Raw genomic sequence first — 17390 nt, forward strand, 5'->3', positions numbered from 1 at the left:
TGATGGCATGCTTCACTGCCATCCCCTCAGATACCGTTTACAGATGTGCAAGGGACAAAGAGGCCATGGGGCGGCAGAATAGGAGCGATAAACTAGAGCAATGGAACCATGACCACTCCAACGATTGAGACTCGAACCATTGAGGTCAAAAGCGATGATATGACTCTCCCGGTCTATGTCGCCATGCCCGACGGTGATGGTCCTTTTGGCGCAGTCGTTGTCCTACAGGAAATTTTTGGAGTCAATAGCCACATTCGCGATGTGACCGAACGGATCGCCAGAGAAGGGTATGTCGCCCTCGCCCCCGCGCTGTACCATCGACAGGCCCCTGGCTTTGAAACTGGTTATACGTCTGAAGATATTCAGGTGGGCCGTCAGTATAAGGTGCAAACCAAAGCTGATGAACTACTTAGCGATATCCAAGCCACTATCAACTACTCCAAGACCCTGCCCCAGGTAAAAGATGGTGGTGTTGGCTGTATTGGCTTTTGCTTTGGTGGCCATGTGGCCTATTTGGCAGCCACTCTAAGGGATACGGATGCGATCGCATCCTTCTATGGTGCGGGTATTCCCGACACGGCCTTTGGCCCTGGCCCTGTTGCTTTAGATCGCACCCCACACATTACCGGCACCCTTTACTGCTTCTTTGGCAGCGAAGATGGCTCTATTCCGACTGAAGCAGTTGAGCAAATACGTTCAGCTCTACAAGCGGCCAATATCGACCATGAAATTTTTGAATACGAAGGTGCCGCCCACGGATTTTTCTGCGATCGGCGCGGTAGCTACAATCCCGATGCTGCCGCCGATGCTTGGGAAAAGGTAAAGGCATTATTTGCCGAGACGATGGGTTGATTACGGTGTTCTTTTATTAAGAGTTGGGTTTGTTGGGTTTTAACGTTTTCTATAGTTGCTTAAAGGGCAAACCAAATGGCTGTACCCAGCCTACGTCTTACCACACCTAAAAATTAAGATTTCGGTACGCGAAAATTAGCTTACACTTGGAAAACTGACTTTTTTTATGGGAGCCTGTCCTGACAGGCCATAGACCGTTGACCTTTTCTGCTGACGATTTTCTCAAGGCCCTTGATCAACATGACTTTAACTTCCAAAAGGGAGCAGTTGTTACGGGCAAAGTGGATAGCCATACTGACGATGGTGCTTATATAGACATTGGTGGTAAAGCAGCAGCCTTCCTTCCCGCCCGTGAAGCCTCCGTTAGCTCTAGCGTCACTCTCGAAGAAGCAGTGCCCATTGGCAGTGAACGGCAGTTTTTGATTGTGCGTGATCAGGATGCCAACGGTCAGGTAATTCTGTCCATTCGTAAATTAGAAATTAAGGAAGTTTGGGCCCACCTGGTAGAACGTGAAGCTAATAAAGACATCCTTGATGTCACTGTTACCGGCACGAATAAGGGGGGCGTGATCGCAGATGTGGAAGGATTGCGTGGTTTTGTCCCTCGCTCTCATCTGGTGAACCCTCCTGAGGATCTGACCACATTGGTAGGGCACACAATTTCTGTCGCATTTCTAGAAGTTAACGAAGAAAATAATAAGCTGGTGCTCTCAGGCCGTAATGCGGCTCGCACCACTGCTTTAGGTCAACTCAATCCAGGTCAGCTGATCGATGGCAAAGTCGGTTCCATTAAACCCTTTGGTGTGTTTGTTGATTTTGATGGTGTGCGAGGTCTGCTCCATGTTAAACAAATCAGCAAGAGTTTTGTGCCCTCCATTGGCGATGTCTTTGAAGTAGGACAGCCGGTTAAGGCGGTGGTACTGAACCTGGATGAAGAGAGAGGTCGTATCAGCCTTTCCACCAAGGTGTTAGAAAAGTATCCTGGCGAGATTCTTAAAGAGGCTGATAAACTAATGGCTGAAGCTCCTGAACGAGCTGCAGATCCAGGCAAACTACTGGCGGAGCAAGACGGTTAATGGGTAGCGTATGGGAACTGGATTTTTACTCGCGCCCGGTCTTAGATGACAATCAAAAAAAACGATGGGAAGTGCTTCTCTGTGATGGGGCACAATCCGTTGCTGATAGCTCTAGGATTCGCTACAGTAAATTCCTTTCGAACAAGCAGGTTAACTCCATTGAGTTACAACAGGCGATAGAGGAAGCCATTGAAAAATCAGGAGAATCTCCCACACAGATTCGCTTCTTTCGCTATCAGATGCAGAATATGATCAAGCGTGCCTGTGATGAACTGGGTGTTTCGGCTCGTCTCAGTCGTCGTACCTTGACTCTACAGACCTGGCTTGAAGACCGGCAGGAAAATTTTTATCCCCAGCAACCTGGCTACCAGGAGGGGAAATCACCTGCGACAGTGCAACCTGTGGAAGTTGCTCGACCTTTACCTGATGCCTTAATAGGGCAGCGCTGGGCCATGGTCAGCCTGCCAGCGAAGGAATTTGCCGATATGCCAGAGTGGGAGATTGGCTTTGGTGAGGCGTTTCCCCTGGAACTGGCTGGGATTGGTCCTGATACCATGGTGCCTGGCATCCTGATTTTTTCAGAACGAGCCCTGCCATTAGCGGGCTGGATGTCAGGGTTGGAGATGGCTTATTTGGATGTGCAAATCGGTCAGATATCCCAGCTGTTGCTAGAAACTGGCAGCAATGACACTTGGATTATGGCCAGTCTGAATCGGCCTGAACTGAAGCAGGAAGCTGAGAGGTTCATGGCTGCTAAGGAGGAGGCGAATCAGGTGCATTTTGTGGCGGTGCAAGATAATCCTGACTCGGAGTCTTTTGCTGGGTTTTGGCTCATGCAAAAACGCTCGTTTGGCTAAGGGGATAGACCGTGCTAAAGCAAAAGCGTTGGTGGGAAGTTGTCTTGATTTATGCGCTTTTGGGGGGAATTGCGATCGCAATGCTGCTGCCCCTCCTCTGGCTGATCAGCACCGCTTTCAAATCAGGTACCGAAAACATTTTCGAATTCCCACCTCGGTTTATCCCCCAAGAGCCGACCTTTAGAAATTTTGTCAACGTATGGCAGACCAATCCCTTTGGCCGCTACTTCTTTAACAGCACTCTGATTGCGACCATTACAGTGGTTTTGAACTTACTGTTCTGTTCCCTAGCAGCCTATCCCTTAGCCAGGCTAAACTTTCGCGGGCGAGAGCTGATATTCTCACTGATAGTTGCCACTATTCTCATCCCGTTCCAAATTGTGATGATTCCGCTGTACATTCTCACCGTACAGCTGGGCCTCACCAATAGCTATCTGGGCGTGATTTTTCCAGCCATTGCCTCTGCATTTGGCATTTTCCTGATGCGTCAGGCGTTTCAGAACGTGCCCAAAGAACTTGAAGAAGCCTCCCGCATTGATGGGTGCTCAGAGCTTGGCATCTGGTGGCACATTATGATTCCGTCTGTGCGTCCCGCCCTGGTAACCTTAGCCATTTTCGTCTTTATTGGCTCCTGGGGCGATTTCCTGTGGCCGCTACTCGTGCTCAATCGACCTGAATATTACACCCTCCCCTTGGGAGTTGCCCGATTAGCCGGCAGCTTCTCCCTAGATTGGCGCTTAATTGCGGCTGGTTCCGTCATTGCCACTGCCCCAATCCTGCTCTTTTTTGTGATTATGCAGCGTTACATTGTCCCTAGCGAGGCTAGCAGCGGCGTTAAAGGTTGATACTGAAGGGGTAAGCTGCGCTTCTATGACAGGCTGTCTTTTGACATATTCTTGTCTAGGGCACTAATATCGCTGGGTTAACTCTATGCATCGACCTGTGATAGACAGCACCCCCACTACAGAACCTGTAACCCCGCGCAAGAAAAGAAAGCTTTTCTCCATGGGGATCGGTGCTCATGGCATCGTTGCAGTCGGAATTTCTGCCCATGGCGTTATCTCTATTGGCGTCATTTCCCACGGTATTATTTCCATCGGCATCATCTCCATGGGGGTACTGTCGACCGGCCTTGTCACCATGGGGCTACTAACATCTGGTCTAGTATCCATGGGGCTCAAAGCATCTGGTCCCACCAGCATGGAATTGATGATGGACCACAGTGGCATGGACCACAGTGGCATGGATCACGGTGACATGAATCATGGCGAAGGCATGCCCGCAGCTGAATAAGCTATGGGACGCTTACGTTACAACGACATGCAGCTGCTGCAACACTGATAATGGGATTTAAGCACTTAGCTAGAATAAGGGCATACAGCGACGGTTTAACGACTTGATGTCTTTATCTAGCCATGGCTTTTAGCGATTACAAAAGCATCACTCAAGTACAAACTGAATATCAAACAAGGTACGAAGAACTTAATTTTATTGAACCTGCTGATTACAGTCCTTCTCAAGTTTTTTTAGACGAATTTGACTTCAATCAAAAAAATATTGATATTTTTGCTTCAGAAGCAGCAAGATGTGAAGCCATTATCTTTCCAATTTTGCGAGAGGTCTATAAGCACTACTATCAGCGCACTTCCCTCTGGGTACAAAAATCAATTGCCTATGATGGTAAACTCAACGGCACTCCCGACTATTTAGTTTCCAAGCGCTCCCCATTGGGTAAAACCATGCTGGAAACTCCAATTATCATAGTTGTAGAGGCGAAGAAAAACGATTTTGAACAAGGCTGGGGCCAATGTCTGGCACAACTAATTGCGGTAGCTCATATTAACGGTGCAGATACACCCGTTTACGGCATAGTGACAGACGGAAAACTGTGGGAGTTTGCCCAGTTTTCGCACAATACGCTGACAAAACAAATCGATAGCTATACTGTGAGTGATTTATCCCGTTTACTAGGAGTAACAAAATCTATCTTCGACCAGGCCATTAGCCAATTCGCTCTTGCGTAGTCGACAAGCGAACTGGTTATATGCTTCATAGCAAACGTGATAACGAATATCGCATACTGTTATACAGGCTCCGATGGAGAGCCAAATCGATACCCTTTGCCATAGACTGTATGAATTAAGGTCACTTCACCATAATGTTCTACCTTGCGGCGCAACAAACGCATCTGAGCCGCAAGGGCATTACTGCTAGGTTGACCGCTGGTGCCCCAGACAGCATCGTAAATCTGCTGATGGGTCAGTAGCTGATCAGGGTACTGCATTAGATAGCCCAGAATCTGAGCTTCTTTTTCGGATAGCTCAATGATACGTTCCGGCAGAATCCCCCCCCCCCGTCTAGCAATTTGATTCGCACTATCTAGAATTAAATCTTGATACTGTAAAGTTGTTATTTGAGTCTCTTCGCGGATGGGGGGACGACGCAACAACGCCCGCACCCTGGCCAACAACTCCCGCAGTTCAAAAGGTTTCACTAAATAGTCGTCTGCCCCGGCATCAAGACCGTCTACACGATCATCTAGAGTGTCTTTTGCAGTGAGAAAAAGAACTGGGGTGGTCAAGTGTTGCTCTCTCAACTGCCGACACATATCCAACCCACTCAACCCTGGCATCATCCAATCCAGAATCAATAAGTCAAACTGGCTATTAGCTGCTAACTCATAACCAGTTTCACCATCATGGGCAACTTGCACCTTATATCCCTCACGCCGCAGTACTCTACCGAGCGGTTCGGTGAGTTCTATCTCATCATCGACTAGCAAGATTTCCATATACACAGGATGTAGGTAACTAATCTTTCTTTTCCTACAATCTCTAACCTAAATTGAATCTCAATCTCAATCTTATTGTCATTAAATTGACACAAGGTCTTGAAAACGAATAACTAATGAGCCTTAAAACAAGTCGTAATCGACGCGATCAGCAGTTTCGCTGCCGTCAATAAGGCGCTGCAAATACTCAAATAGCGTATCGCTCCCTGTCTCAGGTGTGGCATCAGCATCGTAGAGCCCCGTCTCAGGATTGAGCACTAACATCGATTCTGTCGCATAGTAATGTCCGATCCGTGCTAACTCAGCCTTTGCAGCCAACGGCGGTACAACCTTACCTAGACCCTCCAAAACCGCCGCCACCCCGCTCAATAACGAAGCTGGTACGCTCCTAAAGCTGGGTTTGCGGTCCAATATCTTGAAAAGATATTCCCCTTGATCCAACAGCGTAATTGCGGGTCCCGGTCCGCCGATAGGCAGCACTTTGTTCTGTAGTGAAACGTCTTCCAAACAATCTGCCATATACTCAGCTAAGTCAGCATCGCTGATCGGCTTGCAAGCGGTTAGTTTGCCGTCACCAAACAGCAAAAAAGACTTTCCCTTTTTTACCCGATCTACCTGTCCGACCAGTGATTTAAAGTATGCAGTCGGTCGAACAATAGAATAGGTCAACCCCGATTCTATTAACTCTTGTTCAAACTTAAGCTTGGCATGCTGAAATACAAGCCGTGGCTTTTGCACACAAATTGCAGATAATAGTATCATCTGCGTCACTCCGGATTCTTTCGCCAAGGATAGAACGTCTGCATGGGCCTGATAGTCAATAGCCCAGGCATCTTTCGGCTCTCCCGTCCGCGATGCCAAGCATGACAGCACTGCATCAAACTGTTGTTCTCGGAAAACGTGTTCAGCCAGAAACGTAGTATTTGTAACGTCACCGAAGAGGACCTCGGCACCTTGCAAAAGGCGAGTGGTTTTCTCTTGTGTTAATCGACCACCGCTACCAGCTTTTGCTCTAGCAATACAGACGACTTCGTGACCGCGCTTTACCAATGCAGCGACTGCGGCACGTCCAATGCTTCCTGTGCCACCCAACACCAAAATACGTTGTATCCCTGAAGTACTGGAGTCAGTCATATGCAATAGACGTTGTTATAAAGGCTATATCTGAGACGTCCCAATGATACCCTTTAACGGATTAGGGTTCAGCTGTCATAACTCATCAGCAGCCTGCATAGCATTCTGGGTCACTGTAATTTTGATTATTGGCAAAGGCTGACTTTTTGTGCCCAAAGCAGTGCTTTTATGAAGAAATGATACGACTGATAAGGATAATTTCCTTACTCCTCGGAAATTACCTACGCCATTGCTAAAATCAGCCACCCTAAAGATGGGTTGATAGGTAAAGTAGAGTAGCGTTCCCGCTTGCGTCACCATTAGCCGTCCTGCCTGTTGAGATGATCTGCTGTTTAAATCCTGATTGCTTGGTGCCAGTAAACCCTGATGGGGTCACTGTGTGTCAGTCTTGTGGCAGCCCTCTCACAGAGTTACTTCGTAATCGCTATCGACCGATAAAACCCTTGGGACAAGGGGGGTTTGGGAAAACTTATTTGGCGGAAGACATTGATCGCCTGAATACGCGCTGTGTCATTAAGCAGTTCGCACGTCAATCCAGTAATAAAACCTTTGACAAAGCTCTCACTTTGTTTAATCAGGAAGCTGTCCGTTTGAACGAATTGGGGGAGCATCCACAGATCCCGTCCCTGCTTGCCTATTTTGAACAGCAGGGAAATTTTTACCTGGTACAGCAGATCATTGAAGGGAATACCTTACTGCAAGAGGTAAAAAAGGAAGGACCGTTTGATGAGGCCAAGGTTCGTAGGTTATTGAACTACCTGCTACCAGTGCTGCAGTTTATCCATGATCGTAATGTTGTGCATCGGGATATTAATCCGACCAACATTATTTCCCGTCAGAAAGATAACAAACCAGTTCTGATTGATTTTGGTATTGCTAAGCAGCTAGAAGTTTCACTCTCCAATGATAAAGATCATACGGGGACTCGCATCGGCACTGAGGGCTATTCCCCCATTGAGCAACTACGCAGTGGTGAGGCCTATCCATCTAGCGATCTCTATAGTCTGGGAGCAACCTGCATTTGCCTAATGACTGGGCGTAAGCCTGAAAAGCTCTATAGCCCCCTCGAAGGCCGCTGGCTGTGGCAAGAACATTTAATAGGATCAGGTCGGTCTGTTACCCCTGAACTGGCAGCCATTCTCGATCGGATGCTCAAGGATTTTATTAATGAGCGTTACCGATCTGCTGCAGAAGTTTTACAAGAGTTGGAGGCGTTGCCAGCCTATCACCGGTCAGTGCCAGGTTGGACTCGGCAACGACCCGCCGATACGGGTAGCCTGCTGTCGGATGCCATTAGCACTGGCCAAGATGTCAGCCGCAATCTTAACGAACAGCTAATTAACCAAGAACTCAGCCCAGAGTTTAGAGCAGAGCATCCCCCCACCGCTCCGCCCCCTAGACAGTCTGGCAATAGACCGATCTCTAAGGCACAATCTGGGCCGATATCGCAATCGAGATCGACTTCTCAGCCTAAATCGGGCCAGCCTAAATCGGGCCAGCCTAGATCAGGTGCAGTACCGGGCAGACGGCGTTCTGGGCCAGTTTCGATGGGACAGTCTCGTCCCATGTCAGGACAAAAATCTGGGCCTGTTTCTCGAGGACAATCCAGGCCGGTGTCAGGTAGACGTTCGGGTCCGGTCTCTAAAGGACAATCTAGGCCTGTGTCTAAGGGCCAATCTGGCCCGGTTTCAGGTATTCCCTCAGGCCCCATGAGCCTGGGTCGGCCTTCTACCGGTTCTTTGGGATCGTCTAAGAGCCGCATCTCTTCTGGAATACCGACTAAATCGCAGACGTCTGGCCCGCGGAGTGGTCCGTCGCATTGGGTTTGCACCCATACCCTGGAAGGACACAATTCATGGGTTTCAACGGTGGCCTTCAACCCCAAATTTATGGTGCTTGCCAGTGGGGGATTGGATGACACCGTTAATATTTGGGATCTACAGACGGGCACCTTAATCACGTCTTTAACTGGCCATGTGCGGGGGATTAATGGGCTGGCTTTTAGTCCTCGTGGACAGATCCTGGCCAGCTGTAGCGATGATGACACCATTCGTCTGTGGAATGCGGGCACAGGCAGCTTATTGCACATTCTCAAGGGCCACCGCCACGATGTGACCTCAGTGGCTATTGGTCGGCGAAGCTCCATATTGATTAGTGGCAGCGAAGACCGTACTGTTGGGGTGTGGAATTTAGAGCAAGGTAAGCTTGCCAAGGTGTTGTCGGGCAATGCAGGGATGATTCGCTGTGTTGATATATCCCCCGATGAAGAACTGGTGGTCAGTGGTGGTTTTGATAACAAAATTCGTCTTTGGCAGCTGGGGACTGGTGAGGTTTTTCGGGTTCTTTCTGGTCACTTGAATTCTGTGAATGATGTTGTCATCAGTGCCGATGGGCGTTTGATTGCGAGTGCAAGCAAGGATCGTTGCATCAAGCTGTGGAGTTTGCGGTCTGGCAATTTGATCCACACGCTGAAGGGCCATACCCGTGAGGTCAATGCGGTGGCGATCGCACCCAATCAACGGACCGTCGTCAGTGCTGGCGGAGATAGCAGCATCAAGGTTTGGGATGCTAAAACCGGAGAACTGGTGGAGACGTTTTTAGACCATGGAAATTCGGTGACTGCGATCGCAATTCACCCCAGTGGTCGATTTATGGCCAGCGCCAGCTCTGATAAAACCATTAAACTCTGGCACAAAGAATAAATATCGCCAATGCCTGAAGGCCCCGAAATTCGAAAAGCCGCCGATAAAATTGAACGGGCTGTTAAAGCCAAAGCTACCCGCGAGGTATTCTTTGCTTTTGAACACCTCAAACCCTATGAAAGTGAACTAACCGGGCAAAAAGTATGCCAGGTTGAAACCCGTGGTAAGGCCCTCCTGATTCACTTTGATAACGCCCTCAGCATCTACAGCCACAACCAGCTTTACGGTGTCTGGATGATTCGTAATGCCTATAACTATCCAACTACTAAACGACAGCTGCGACTCGCCATTCACAACCCCAAAAAGTCGGCCTTGCTCTACAGTGCCTCTGATATTGAGGTGCTCACCCCAGAACAAATTCCCACCCATCCGTTTCTAAGCAAACTGGGGCCAGACGTGCTCAGCCCTAAGTTACGGCCAGCCCATGTACTGGAACTGCTCACCTCAAAACTGCATCAACGCCGTCAATTCACCACTTTATATCTGGACCAGCACTTCCTAGCGGGCATTGGCAATTATCTGCGCAGTGAAATTCTCTATGTTGCTCGCATTCATCCCCGGCTACGCCCCATAGATTGTAATGACGAGCAACTAGAAGCCCTAGCCGAAGCCAGCATTGCTATTCCCTATCAGTCCTATCGTTACAGTGGCATCACCAATGATCTAGACTTAGCCAACCAGCTCAAAGCTGAGGGGCAAAAGCGATCCCAGTACCGTCATTGGGTGTTTAGCCGTGCCAATCGACCGTGCCGTGTGTGCAAAACACCTATTGTCAAAGACTTTGCCAGCAGTCGACGTTTTTATTACTGTCCGGTTTGCCAACCCGCTAAAGGTTGAGTTTTTAGCCATAAAATAAAGACTGCACTTCAAACTGGCCATGGCGACGTCTAATCACTACAAAACCCTAGAACTGCACGAATCGGCCAGCCAAGCTGACATTAAACGGGCATACCATCGCTTAGCCAAACAACACCACCCCGATAGCCGGGCCAACGGCCATGGCGATCACGACCATATCGCTAAAATTAATGCCGCCTATGAAGTGCTAGGAGACCCCAAGTCTCGTAAACATTACGATGCCCAGCGGAATGGGTATAGGGTTCAACGGGCCAGCGATATTAGCGCTGAGTATCAGCAGCGGCGCAAAGCGTATCAAAAAGCTGAGGATGCCCTCGCCCAATGGATTCGCAGTATTTATAAGCCGATTGACCGCCTAATAGGCAAAATCATTAATCCCCTGAAGTCAGAAGTTCGTAACCTATCGGCAGACCCGTTTGATGATGAGTTAATGGAATCGTTTCAAGACTATTTGGAAAACTGTCGTGAGTCCCTAGAAAAAGCGAAGCAGAAATTCAAATCCATGCCCAACCCATCCCAGGCAGCCAAGGTGGCCGCGAATCTATATTATTGTCTCAACCAGCTCGAAGACGGCATTGAAGAAATTGAGCGGTTTACCTTTACCTATGACGACAGCTATCTCCACACCGGGCAAGAATTGTTTCGTATTTCTAAACAACTCCGTCGTGAAGCCAAAGCTGACATGCAGGCCATCCTGTGAGGTGGATTGATGTTTGCTAACAATATGCCGAAGTTCATAATTGCCTGATACTGTCCCTGAGTATTCCTTTGAAAATAAAAAGACCTGCCTGGCACAAATTGTTACAATGGTCGTCTGCTTTGTATCCGCCGGTTTCCCATGGCTTTGCCCGTAGTCGCAATTATTGGTCGTCCTAATGTAGGCAAGTCCACCCTCGTCAATCGACTGGCTGGGGCCCGGGAGGCCATTGTCTATGATCAACCTGGAGTAACTCGCGATCGCACCTACCAACCTGCCTTTTGGCAAGATCGCGATTTTATGGTGGTTGATACTGGCGGTCTCGTCTTTGCAGATGACAGTGAGTTTTTACCCCACATTCGTGAGCAGGCCATGCTAGCACTGGCTGAGGCCAAGGCCGCTGTGTTTGTGGTGGATGGTCAGGAAGGCCTGAATGAAAGCGATCGCGAAATTGCCTCCTGGCTACGGCAGCAATCTGTACCCGTGCTACTCGCCGTCAACAAATGTGAATCCGAGGATCAGGGCATTATCCAAGCCACTGAGTTTTGGGCGCTGGGTTTGGGTGAACCCTATGCTGTCTCAGGCATCCACGGTAATGGTACCGGGGAGCTGTTAGATGAACTAGTCACCCACCTCCCCCCAACGGATGAAATCGAAGAAGACGATGAGATTAAGGTCGCCATCGTTGGTCGACCCAATGTAGGTAAATCCAGTTTGCTCAATGCCTTTGTCGGTGAAAATCGCGCCATTGTCAGCAACGTATCAGGCACGACCCGCGACACCATTGACATGGTGGTGCGCCGTAAAGAGACGGTATATCGTCTGATTGACACCGCCGGTATTCGTAAAAAGAAGAACGTCAATTACGGCCCTGAGTTTTTTAGCATCAACCGTGCCTTTAAGGCCATTCGCCGTTCTGATGTTGTGCTACTGGTTATTGATGCCCTTGATGGCATGACTGAGCAGGATCAAAAACTGGCAGGGCGCATCGAAGATGAAGGCCGCGCCTGCATCATTGTGGTCAATAAGTGGGACGCCATCGAAAAGGACAGTCACACTATTTATGAATACGACAAAAAATTGGGTGGCAAAATCTACTTTTTAGACTGGGCCACACGGTTATATGTCAGTGCCCTCACCGGTCAACGGGTGCCCAAGATTTTAGATGCGGTGGATGAGGCGGTAGAGCAGCATCGTCGTCGCGTCAGTACTGCCGTCGTCAATGAAGTGCTCGAAGATGCCATCAACTGGCATTCCCCACCGACCACACGTCAGGGTAAACAAGGGCGAATTTACTACGGTACCCAAGTTAGCGCCCGCCCGCCAACGTTTACGCTATTTGTGAATGCTGGCAAACTATTTACCGACAATTACCGTCGTTACATTGAACGTCAATTTCGTGAAAACCTAGGGTATGAAGGTACGCCCATTCGTCTAATTTGGCGAGGTAAGAAGATGCGCGATCTTGACCGAGAAAGCGCGAATAGGGCAACTAAGGTTTAGAATTCAACACTATTCCCCATGGATCTACTCCGCTCACTACCGATCGGTTTATACCTGGAACAGCCGGTCACCTGGCTGCATCGGATTGATGCACGGGTAAAGCTAGCCTGGCTGCTGAGCTTTTTGCTGACGCCCGTTTTAGCCAATACGGCCTGGCGTATTGCTCTGGTGGTGATTTTGATGTTGCTCACCCTGACCGCCAGGGTGCCATGGCGGGTATGGCGACAGCAGATGGGCGGGCTACTCATTTTGTTTACGCTGGCGTCGCTGCTAATTATGGTGATGCCCGATGGCATTGCTGTGATTAATCAGCCTCGCTGGCCCACACCCGATGCGATCGCCACCCTAGATACCCCCTTTGAAACCATTGGTTCCCTACCAGAAACCAACTATCGCTATATCATTGCTGATTTCCATTGGGTGCAGATCACCCAAAAGTCTTTAAAGCTTGCCATTAAGGTCGGCACGCTGTTATTCACACTGATTTACAGCACCAACCTATTTTTATTAACCACGGCCCCTGAGGAGATCACAGCGGCTATCGAAGAGCTAATGTCTCCGTTGCGATGGTTTAAACTGCCAGTCACGGAAATTGCTTTGACCTTGACCCTATCGCTACGATTTATTCCCCTCGTCCTTGAAGAGGTCCAAAATCTTGTGCGTTCTGTACGTACCCGCGCCATCAACTGGCGTAAATTAGGCTGGCGTCATGCCAGTCAAATTTGGCTGATGGTGGCAGAGCGTTTGCTCGACAACTTACTGTTGCGAGCCCAGCAAATTGCCGCTGCCATGAAAGTTCGAGGCTTTACCAGTCCAGACCATCACCAGGTCCAATGGCATCAGCTACAGCTACGCTGGTGGGACTGGGTTTTCCTTGTGAGCCTGGTTTTCTTTTGGTGGGGTCGTTTTGCCTTAGGCAATCCCATTTGATTCGTGCCTCACCCAATAATCCTTTTTGGTGGGTCTGGCCCACCCTACCTCCCACATCCTCAATTGTCCCTTTCTTCCCCCCCATCGCTTGCTAAGCAAGATATACTGCCCAGATTTTGGCACCGGCTTGACCTTGCGCAGCGCAGTGGCGCTGATGTCTTCGCAGCGCTGTTTCATGGGTCTGCCATCGCTACCCTGTTAGAGAGCCCAGATCGAGTTGATGGTGCCCCCGACAATTTAATTCGTTATTCCCTATGTGCTGGCGGACCTCGACAGATGGCGAACCAGCCTCAACTGTTTACCCCGTCCCTTGGGGAGATTTTGCCCACCCTTAGCCAGTTACTCAGGGGGCAAGTCCCCAGCGCATGGGTAGCGTACCCATCCTCAGTAACCCCCCCAGATGATCTGCCTTTTGTCGGCGGCTGGTTAGGTTGGCTAGGCTATGACACGGCTTGGGAGATTGAAAAACTTCCCTATCGCAAAGAGGATTCACTGCCCTTCCCAGTTGCCTACTGGTATGAGCCAGAACAGTTTGCCATTCTCGATCATCACCAACAGGATTTATGGTTAGCTGCTGCCTCTCCAGCCGATATAGAAACCATGGTGCACCGTCTGGAACACCTGCCCCACCAAACCCCGTCCCTCGTAGTACCGAATCTTTCAGAAAAACTGACGTTCTGCTCTAGCCAGACCCAATTTGAAACAGCCGTACAAACGGCCAAAGACCATATTCAAGCAGGAGATGTTTTTCAGGTAAATCTTTCCTTGCGGTTTCAAACCCACACCAGTAGTTCTCCCTGGCAGCTATACCGACAGCTTCACCAGATTAATCCCTCTCCCTTTGCCAGCTATTGGCGTACACCGTGGGGACATGTTATTAGTTGTTCTCCCGAACGTCTCGTACAGCTATGGGATCAAACGGCCCAAACCCGTCCAATTGCCGGGACACGTCCCCGTGGGAAGACACCGGCAGCAGATCGAGAGTTTGCTCAAACCCTGGAAACAAATCGCAAAGAACGGGCAGAACACATAATGCTCGTAGATCTAGAGCGCAATGATCTAGGTCGAGTTTGTACTTGGGGATCAGTCCATGTGGACGAACTCATGGTGATCGAACGCTATAGCCATGTCATGCATCTGGTGAGTAACGTCATCGGCACCTTGCACCCTGACCTCAATGCCATTGATTTAATTCGAGCCACATTCCCCGGCGGCACCATTACTGGTTGCCCCAAAGTGCGCTGTATGGAAATCATTGAAACCCTCGAACCCCTGCGTCGCAGTTTGTTTTATGGCTCCTGCGGTTACCTGGATGTGCGCGGTCAACTAGACCTGAATATTTTGATCCGTACGCTGTTGCTGACCCCCGATCGATCAAACCAGCATGTTGTTTGGGGGCAAGTGGGAGCAGGCATTGTCGCCGATAGTGAGGCCCACCAAGAATGGCAGGAATCCTTACAAAAGGCCCAGGCACAACTACTCGCTTTGGGAATTTCCGTCTAGATAGGGGTAGAATGCAGACCTTGCCGCTTAATTCTTGAAGATAGTGCAGGGAAACGCTGTAAACTCTATCAATGTCTTTTCTGCCACCCTGGTAGACTCAGAGCTTAGCTCGTATTGAGCTGAGGTCAGTCCAGGAAGGTGTCCTACCCTTTTTAAACTCTTGTTTTGGACAATATGGCACTCTAGCCATTGGGCTTGGTAGATTTATCAATGAGCGTTAGGATCACAAGTCTTCTTGAGTAAACTCTGTATTAACTGTCCTTTGTTCTCCCATTTATCGCACCCCTTGAATGAGCACTGAAACTTATCTCAATCACCCTGACTTTGGGCTGTTGTTTCGGATTTGCCTGGTGGATGGCGATAAAGAGCTATTTACCACGCTCTATGCCCAGCGGCTATTTTTTCTGGCAAAAGTTGATCGGGCAGCTGGTTTGCTCTTTGATCCCATTGGTCGAACAGAGGCCCGTATGATGTTAGAAACACGTCTACGAATATTGCGCCAGTCTGGCCAATACAGCGAATTTGAGCATTTAAATAAGGTTTACAAGCGAACGTTTCAATGATGAATGCTGCGGGGACTACTACTCCAGGATCTTCTCCACAGCCGCTTGAATGGCACAGTCAGCAAATTGCTCAACGAGTGGAGCAATTGGAGTTGCCTGCCCATGTGCGCTTAGTGGCAGTCAGTAAAACATTTCCTGCGGCTGCTATTCGGGCAGCCTACGCAGCTGGCCTCCGGGACTTTGGCGAAAATAAGATCCAGGAAGCCATTGCAAAACAGGCAGATCTGACGGATTTGCCAGATATTACTTGGCACTTTATTGGTCATCTGCAAACCAACAAAGCGCGCAAGGCCCTACAACACTTTGACTGGATTCATTCTGTAGATAGTCTGAAATTAGCTCGACGCCTGGATCAGATAGCGGCTGAACTTTCCCGTTCGCCCATCTGTTGTCTACAGTTAAAACTGTTGGCAGATGCCAATAAGCATGGTTTGACTGAGTCTGAACTTTGGCAAGCCTTGCCCGATTTAGCACAGTTATCTCATCTCAAATTAGAGGGGATCATGGCAATTCCTCCCTATGGTCTATTGTTGCCTCAAACCCAATCTTTTTTTGAGCGAGCCTATGCCCTCGGGCAATCACTGGCAAATCATCAAGAAACGCCCTTACCAATTCATCACTTTTCCATGGGAATGTCCCAGGATTTTCCACTTGCGATCGCAGCTGGATCAAATATCATTCGATTAGGAACTACTCTGTTTGGCTCCCGTACCTGAGGGCTTTGGCCATTTATATCATCTCTATTCCTAAAAAAGATCAAGATACTTCAGTCTATTTTGGGAATTGGTGATTTTTTTTAATCGATTCGTGTATACTGTGGCTCAAAGTTATGCCCGAATGATTGTGTGCGGGTATTTTCAAATGTCGACTAAAGAGGTTTAATTCTCTAGGTTGATAGAGCGCTGCAAGCGTTGTCATATTGAATGACGTTTGTTTTTCCATTGCCGTTTGAGCACAAGGGGGTTAGAGTATCCCTGATCTTAGGCAATGGGGTTAGAGCTATCAGAAAATCTCAATTGAGGTTGCTGATACGTCCAGCCATCAATGGCCCACTTTAGTCTCAAATCATCTCTCGACTCCTTTTAATTCAGGTCTTGAGAGATTTTCTAGCCAAGTTAGTACTAGCCATGACGGAGTTTCAGCCGTGAGTACCATTTTTACTAAATTACGTGACTTTGTTGGCCTTAATGACCCGGCCGACTATGAGTATGAATATGACGAAATGGACGGCGAGGAATACCAGAACCTCTATGAACAAGAGAATCAGGCTCCTCAACCCCAGCCTCAACCTCAACCTGTTTCAGGGGTAACGACAGCTGCGCCCGTTGAGACTCGCGCGCCCCGTCGCCGCATCCGTGACCGCGTAATGTCAACCGATTCTGGGATGGTTTCCATGAATAATTCAATGAGTAGTGTTAGTAATGTGATTGGTATGCCTGGTGCAATTAACGGTGTGTCTGAAGTAATCGTGATGGAGCCCCGCTCCTTTGAGGAAATGCCCCAGGCAATCCAAGCACTCCGTGAGCGGAAGTCTGTGGTTTTAAACCTAACTATCATGGATCCTGACCAAGCCCAGCGTGCAGTTGACTTTGTTGCTGGTGGCACCTATGCCATGGATGGTCATCAAGAGCGCATTGGCGAAAGCATCTTCCTATTCACCCCCAACTGTGTACAGGTCAGTATGCCCGTTGACAGCGAAGATGGATTGCCTATGGAAGAGCCTGCTATGCCTTCCGCTGCTCCCACACCCGCTTGGGCAACTGAGCAGGTGGCACGTATGGCCTAAAGATGATGCTAATTGGAACTTAGGGCGATGCTTAATGCCCCTTCAATTCTAAGCATTGCCCTAGTTACCTCTTGGCTGTTCAAGGTTATCAGCCCATTTCAAGGTATTCTTAGGATGCTATAAGCGTGTTCGGAGGCC

Annotated in this window: 17 protein-coding genes; 15 read left to right on the forward strand and 2 right to left on the reverse strand. The window is 49.0% G+C overall.

The genetic code is table 11. The features are described from left to right. Window positions 1–108 precede the first annotated feature (108 nt). The 6 genes from QGP82_RS15370 to QGP82_RS15395 all read left to right on the forward strand — a co-directional run bounded on the left by QGP82_RS15370 (window position 109) and on the right by QGP82_RS15395 (window position 4809). Window positions 109–852 carry a dienelactone hydrolase family protein gene (locus QGP82_RS15370; protein ID WP_499060078.1) on the forward strand — a complete coding sequence of 248 codons (744 nt, stop codon included), beginning with the start codon at window positions 109–111 and terminating at the stop codon, window positions 850–852. 197 nt (window positions 853–1049) lie between these two features. Next, entirely contained in the window at window positions 1050–1928 is an 879-nt protein-coding gene (locus tag QGP82_RS15375; protein ID WP_499060080.1) for a S1 RNA-binding domain-containing protein, read from the forward strand. Further along, the gene (locus QGP82_RS15380; RefSeq protein ID WP_163702121.1) at window positions 1928–2785 is read left to right on the forward strand and encodes a Tab2/Atab2 family RNA-binding protein; all 858 of its coding nucleotides are present in this window, start codon (window positions 1928–1930) and stop codon (window positions 2783–2785) included. The genes QGP82_RS15375 and QGP82_RS15380 overlap by 1 nt, the downstream gene beginning before the upstream one ends. 80 nt (window positions 2786–2865) lie before the next feature. Further along, on the forward strand, window positions 2866–3630 hold the full coding sequence (locus tag QGP82_RS15385) for a carbohydrate ABC transporter permease (RefSeq protein WP_250565374.1): 765 nt from the start codon (window positions 2866–2868) through the stop codon (window positions 3628–3630). A 160-nt stretch (window positions 3631–3790) separates the two neighbouring features. Then, entirely contained in the window at window positions 3791–4078 is a 288-nt protein-coding gene (locus tag QGP82_RS15390) for a copper resistance protein (protein WP_348918061.1), read from the forward strand. Window positions 4079–4200: 122 nt separating this feature from the next. After that, window positions 4201–4809 (forward strand): hypothetical protein, encoded by a 609-nt coding sequence (locus QGP82_RS15395; protein ID WP_163666302.1) that lies wholly within the window; start codon window positions 4201–4203, stop codon window positions 4807–4809. A 59-nt stretch (window positions 4810–4868) separates the two neighbouring features. Here QGP82_RS15395 and rppA read toward each other — a convergent pair whose 3' ends face one another. Both rppA and QGP82_RS15405 read right to left on the reverse strand, forming a co-directional pair. After that, window positions 4869–5576, reverse strand: coding sequence for a two-component system response regulator RppA (gene rppA / locus QGP82_RS15400; protein WP_163666300.1), 708 nt, complete (start codon window positions 5574–5576; stop codon window positions 4869–4871). A 123-nt stretch (window positions 5577–5699) separates the two neighbouring features. After that, complete coding sequence (locus QGP82_RS15405; RefSeq protein ID WP_163666297.1) at window positions 5700–6710, reverse strand: NAD(P)H-binding protein; 1011 nt, start codon at window positions 6708–6710, stop codon at window positions 5700–5702. Window positions 6711–7030: 320 nt separating this feature from the next. On the opposite strand from QGP82_RS15405, the gene QGP82_RS15410 reads away from it, so the two are divergent. The 9 genes from QGP82_RS15410 to QGP82_RS15450 all read left to right on the forward strand — a co-directional run bounded on the left by QGP82_RS15410 (window position 7031) and on the right by QGP82_RS15450 (window position 17252). After that, the gene (locus tag QGP82_RS15410) at window positions 7031–9412 is read left to right on the forward strand and encodes a protein kinase domain-containing protein (RefSeq protein ID WP_499060084.1); all 2382 of its coding nucleotides are present in this window, start codon (window positions 7031–7033) and stop codon (window positions 9410–9412) included. A gap of 9 nt (window positions 9413–9421) precedes the next feature. Continuing rightward, window positions 9422–10249, forward strand: a complete 828-nt coding sequence (gene nei / locus QGP82_RS15415) for an endonuclease VIII (RefSeq protein ID WP_499060085.1) — start codon at window positions 9422–9424, stop codon at window positions 10247–10249. Window positions 10250–10289: 40 nt separating this feature from the next. After that, window positions 10290–10970, forward strand: coding sequence for a J domain-containing protein (locus QGP82_RS15420; RefSeq protein ID WP_499060087.1), 681 nt, complete (start codon window positions 10290–10292; stop codon window positions 10968–10970). 138 nt (window positions 10971–11108) lie between these two features. Continuing rightward, window positions 11109–12470 carry a ribosome biogenesis GTPase Der gene (gene der / locus QGP82_RS15425; RefSeq protein ID WP_499060088.1) on the forward strand — a complete coding sequence of 454 codons (1362 nt, stop codon included), beginning with the start codon at window positions 11109–11111 and terminating at the stop codon, window positions 12468–12470. 18 nt (window positions 12471–12488) lie between these two features. After that, on the forward strand, window positions 12489–13400 hold the full coding sequence (locus tag QGP82_RS15430) for an energy-coupling factor transporter transmembrane component T family protein (protein WP_490794448.1): 912 nt from the start codon (window positions 12489–12491) through the stop codon (window positions 13398–13400). 63 nt (window positions 13401–13463) lie between these two features. Beyond that, the gene (locus QGP82_RS15435) at window positions 13464–14903 is read left to right on the forward strand and encodes an anthranilate synthase component I (RefSeq protein WP_499060091.1); all 1440 of its coding nucleotides are present in this window, start codon (window positions 13464–13466) and stop codon (window positions 14901–14903) included. 290 nt (window positions 14904–15193) lie between these two features. Next, the gene (pipX, locus tag QGP82_RS15440; RefSeq protein ID WP_163666285.1) at window positions 15194–15466 is read left to right on the forward strand and encodes a transcriptional coactivator PipX; all 273 of its coding nucleotides are present in this window, start codon (window positions 15194–15196) and stop codon (window positions 15464–15466) included. After that, window positions 15463–16182 carry a YggS family pyridoxal phosphate-dependent enzyme gene (locus QGP82_RS15445; protein WP_499060093.1) on the forward strand — a complete coding sequence of 240 codons (720 nt, stop codon included), beginning with the start codon at window positions 15463–15465 and terminating at the stop codon, window positions 16180–16182. The genes pipX and QGP82_RS15445 overlap by 4 nt, the downstream gene beginning before the upstream one ends. 428 nt (window positions 16183–16610) lie before the next feature. Next, complete coding sequence (locus QGP82_RS15450) at window positions 16611–17252, forward strand: cell division protein SepF (RefSeq protein ID WP_163666283.1); 642 nt, start codon at window positions 16611–16613, stop codon at window positions 17250–17252. The last annotated feature ends 138 nt before the right edge of the window (window positions 17253–17390 follow it).

The organism is Leptothoe sp. LEGE 181152, assembly GCF_032906605.1.
Taxonomy (GTDB): domain Bacteria; phylum Cyanobacteriota; class Cyanobacteriia; order Phormidesmidales; family Phormidesmidaceae; genus Leptothoe; species Leptothoe turfae.

Coding starts and splice junctions, on each gene's coding strand:
- QGP82_RS15410 (WP_499060084.1), top strand. CDS start 7,031: ATGATCTGCTGTTTAAATCCTGATTGCTTGGTGCCAGTAAACCCTGAT.
- pipX (WP_163666285.1), top strand. CDS start 15,194: ATGAGCACTGAAACTTATCTCAATCACCCTGACTTTGGGCTGTTGTTT.
- QGP82_RS15385 (WP_250565374.1), top strand. CDS start 2,866: ATGCTGCTGCCCCTCCTCTGGCTGATCAGCACCGCTTTCAAATCAGGT.
- der (WP_499060088.1), top strand. CDS start 11,109: ATGGCTTTGCCCGTAGTCGCAATTATTGGTCGTCCTAATGTAGGCAAG.
- nei (WP_499060085.1), top strand. CDS start 9,422: ATGCCTGAAGGCCCCGAAATTCGAAAAGCCGCCGATAAAATTGAACGG.
- QGP82_RS15405 (WP_163666297.1), bottom strand. CDS start 6,710: ATGACTGACTCCAGTACTTCAGGGATACAACGTATTTTGGTGTTGGGT.
- QGP82_RS15390 (WP_348918061.1), top strand. CDS start 3,791: ATGGGGATCGGTGCTCATGGCATCGTTGCAGTCGGAATTTCTGCCCAT.
- QGP82_RS15430 (WP_490794448.1), top strand. CDS start 12,489: ATGGATCTACTCCGCTCACTACCGATCGGTTTATACCTGGAACAGCCG.
- QGP82_RS15395 (WP_163666302.1), top strand. CDS start 4,201: ATGGCTTTTAGCGATTACAAAAGCATCACTCAAGTACAAACTGAATAT.
- QGP82_RS15445 (WP_499060093.1), top strand. CDS start 15,463: ATGATGAATGCTGCGGGGACTACTACTCCAGGATCTTCTCCACAGCCG.
- QGP82_RS15370 (WP_499060078.1), top strand. CDS start 109: ATGACCACTCCAACGATTGAGACTCGAACCATTGAGGTCAAAAGCGAT.
- QGP82_RS15380 (WP_163702121.1), top strand. CDS start 1,928: ATGGGTAGCGTATGGGAACTGGATTTTTACTCGCGCCCGGTCTTAGAT.
- QGP82_RS15420 (WP_499060087.1), top strand. CDS start 10,290: ATGGCGACGTCTAATCACTACAAAACCCTAGAACTGCACGAATCGGCC.
- rppA (WP_163666300.1), bottom strand. CDS start 5,576: ATGGAAATCTTGCTAGTCGATGATGAGATAGAACTCACCGAACCGCTC.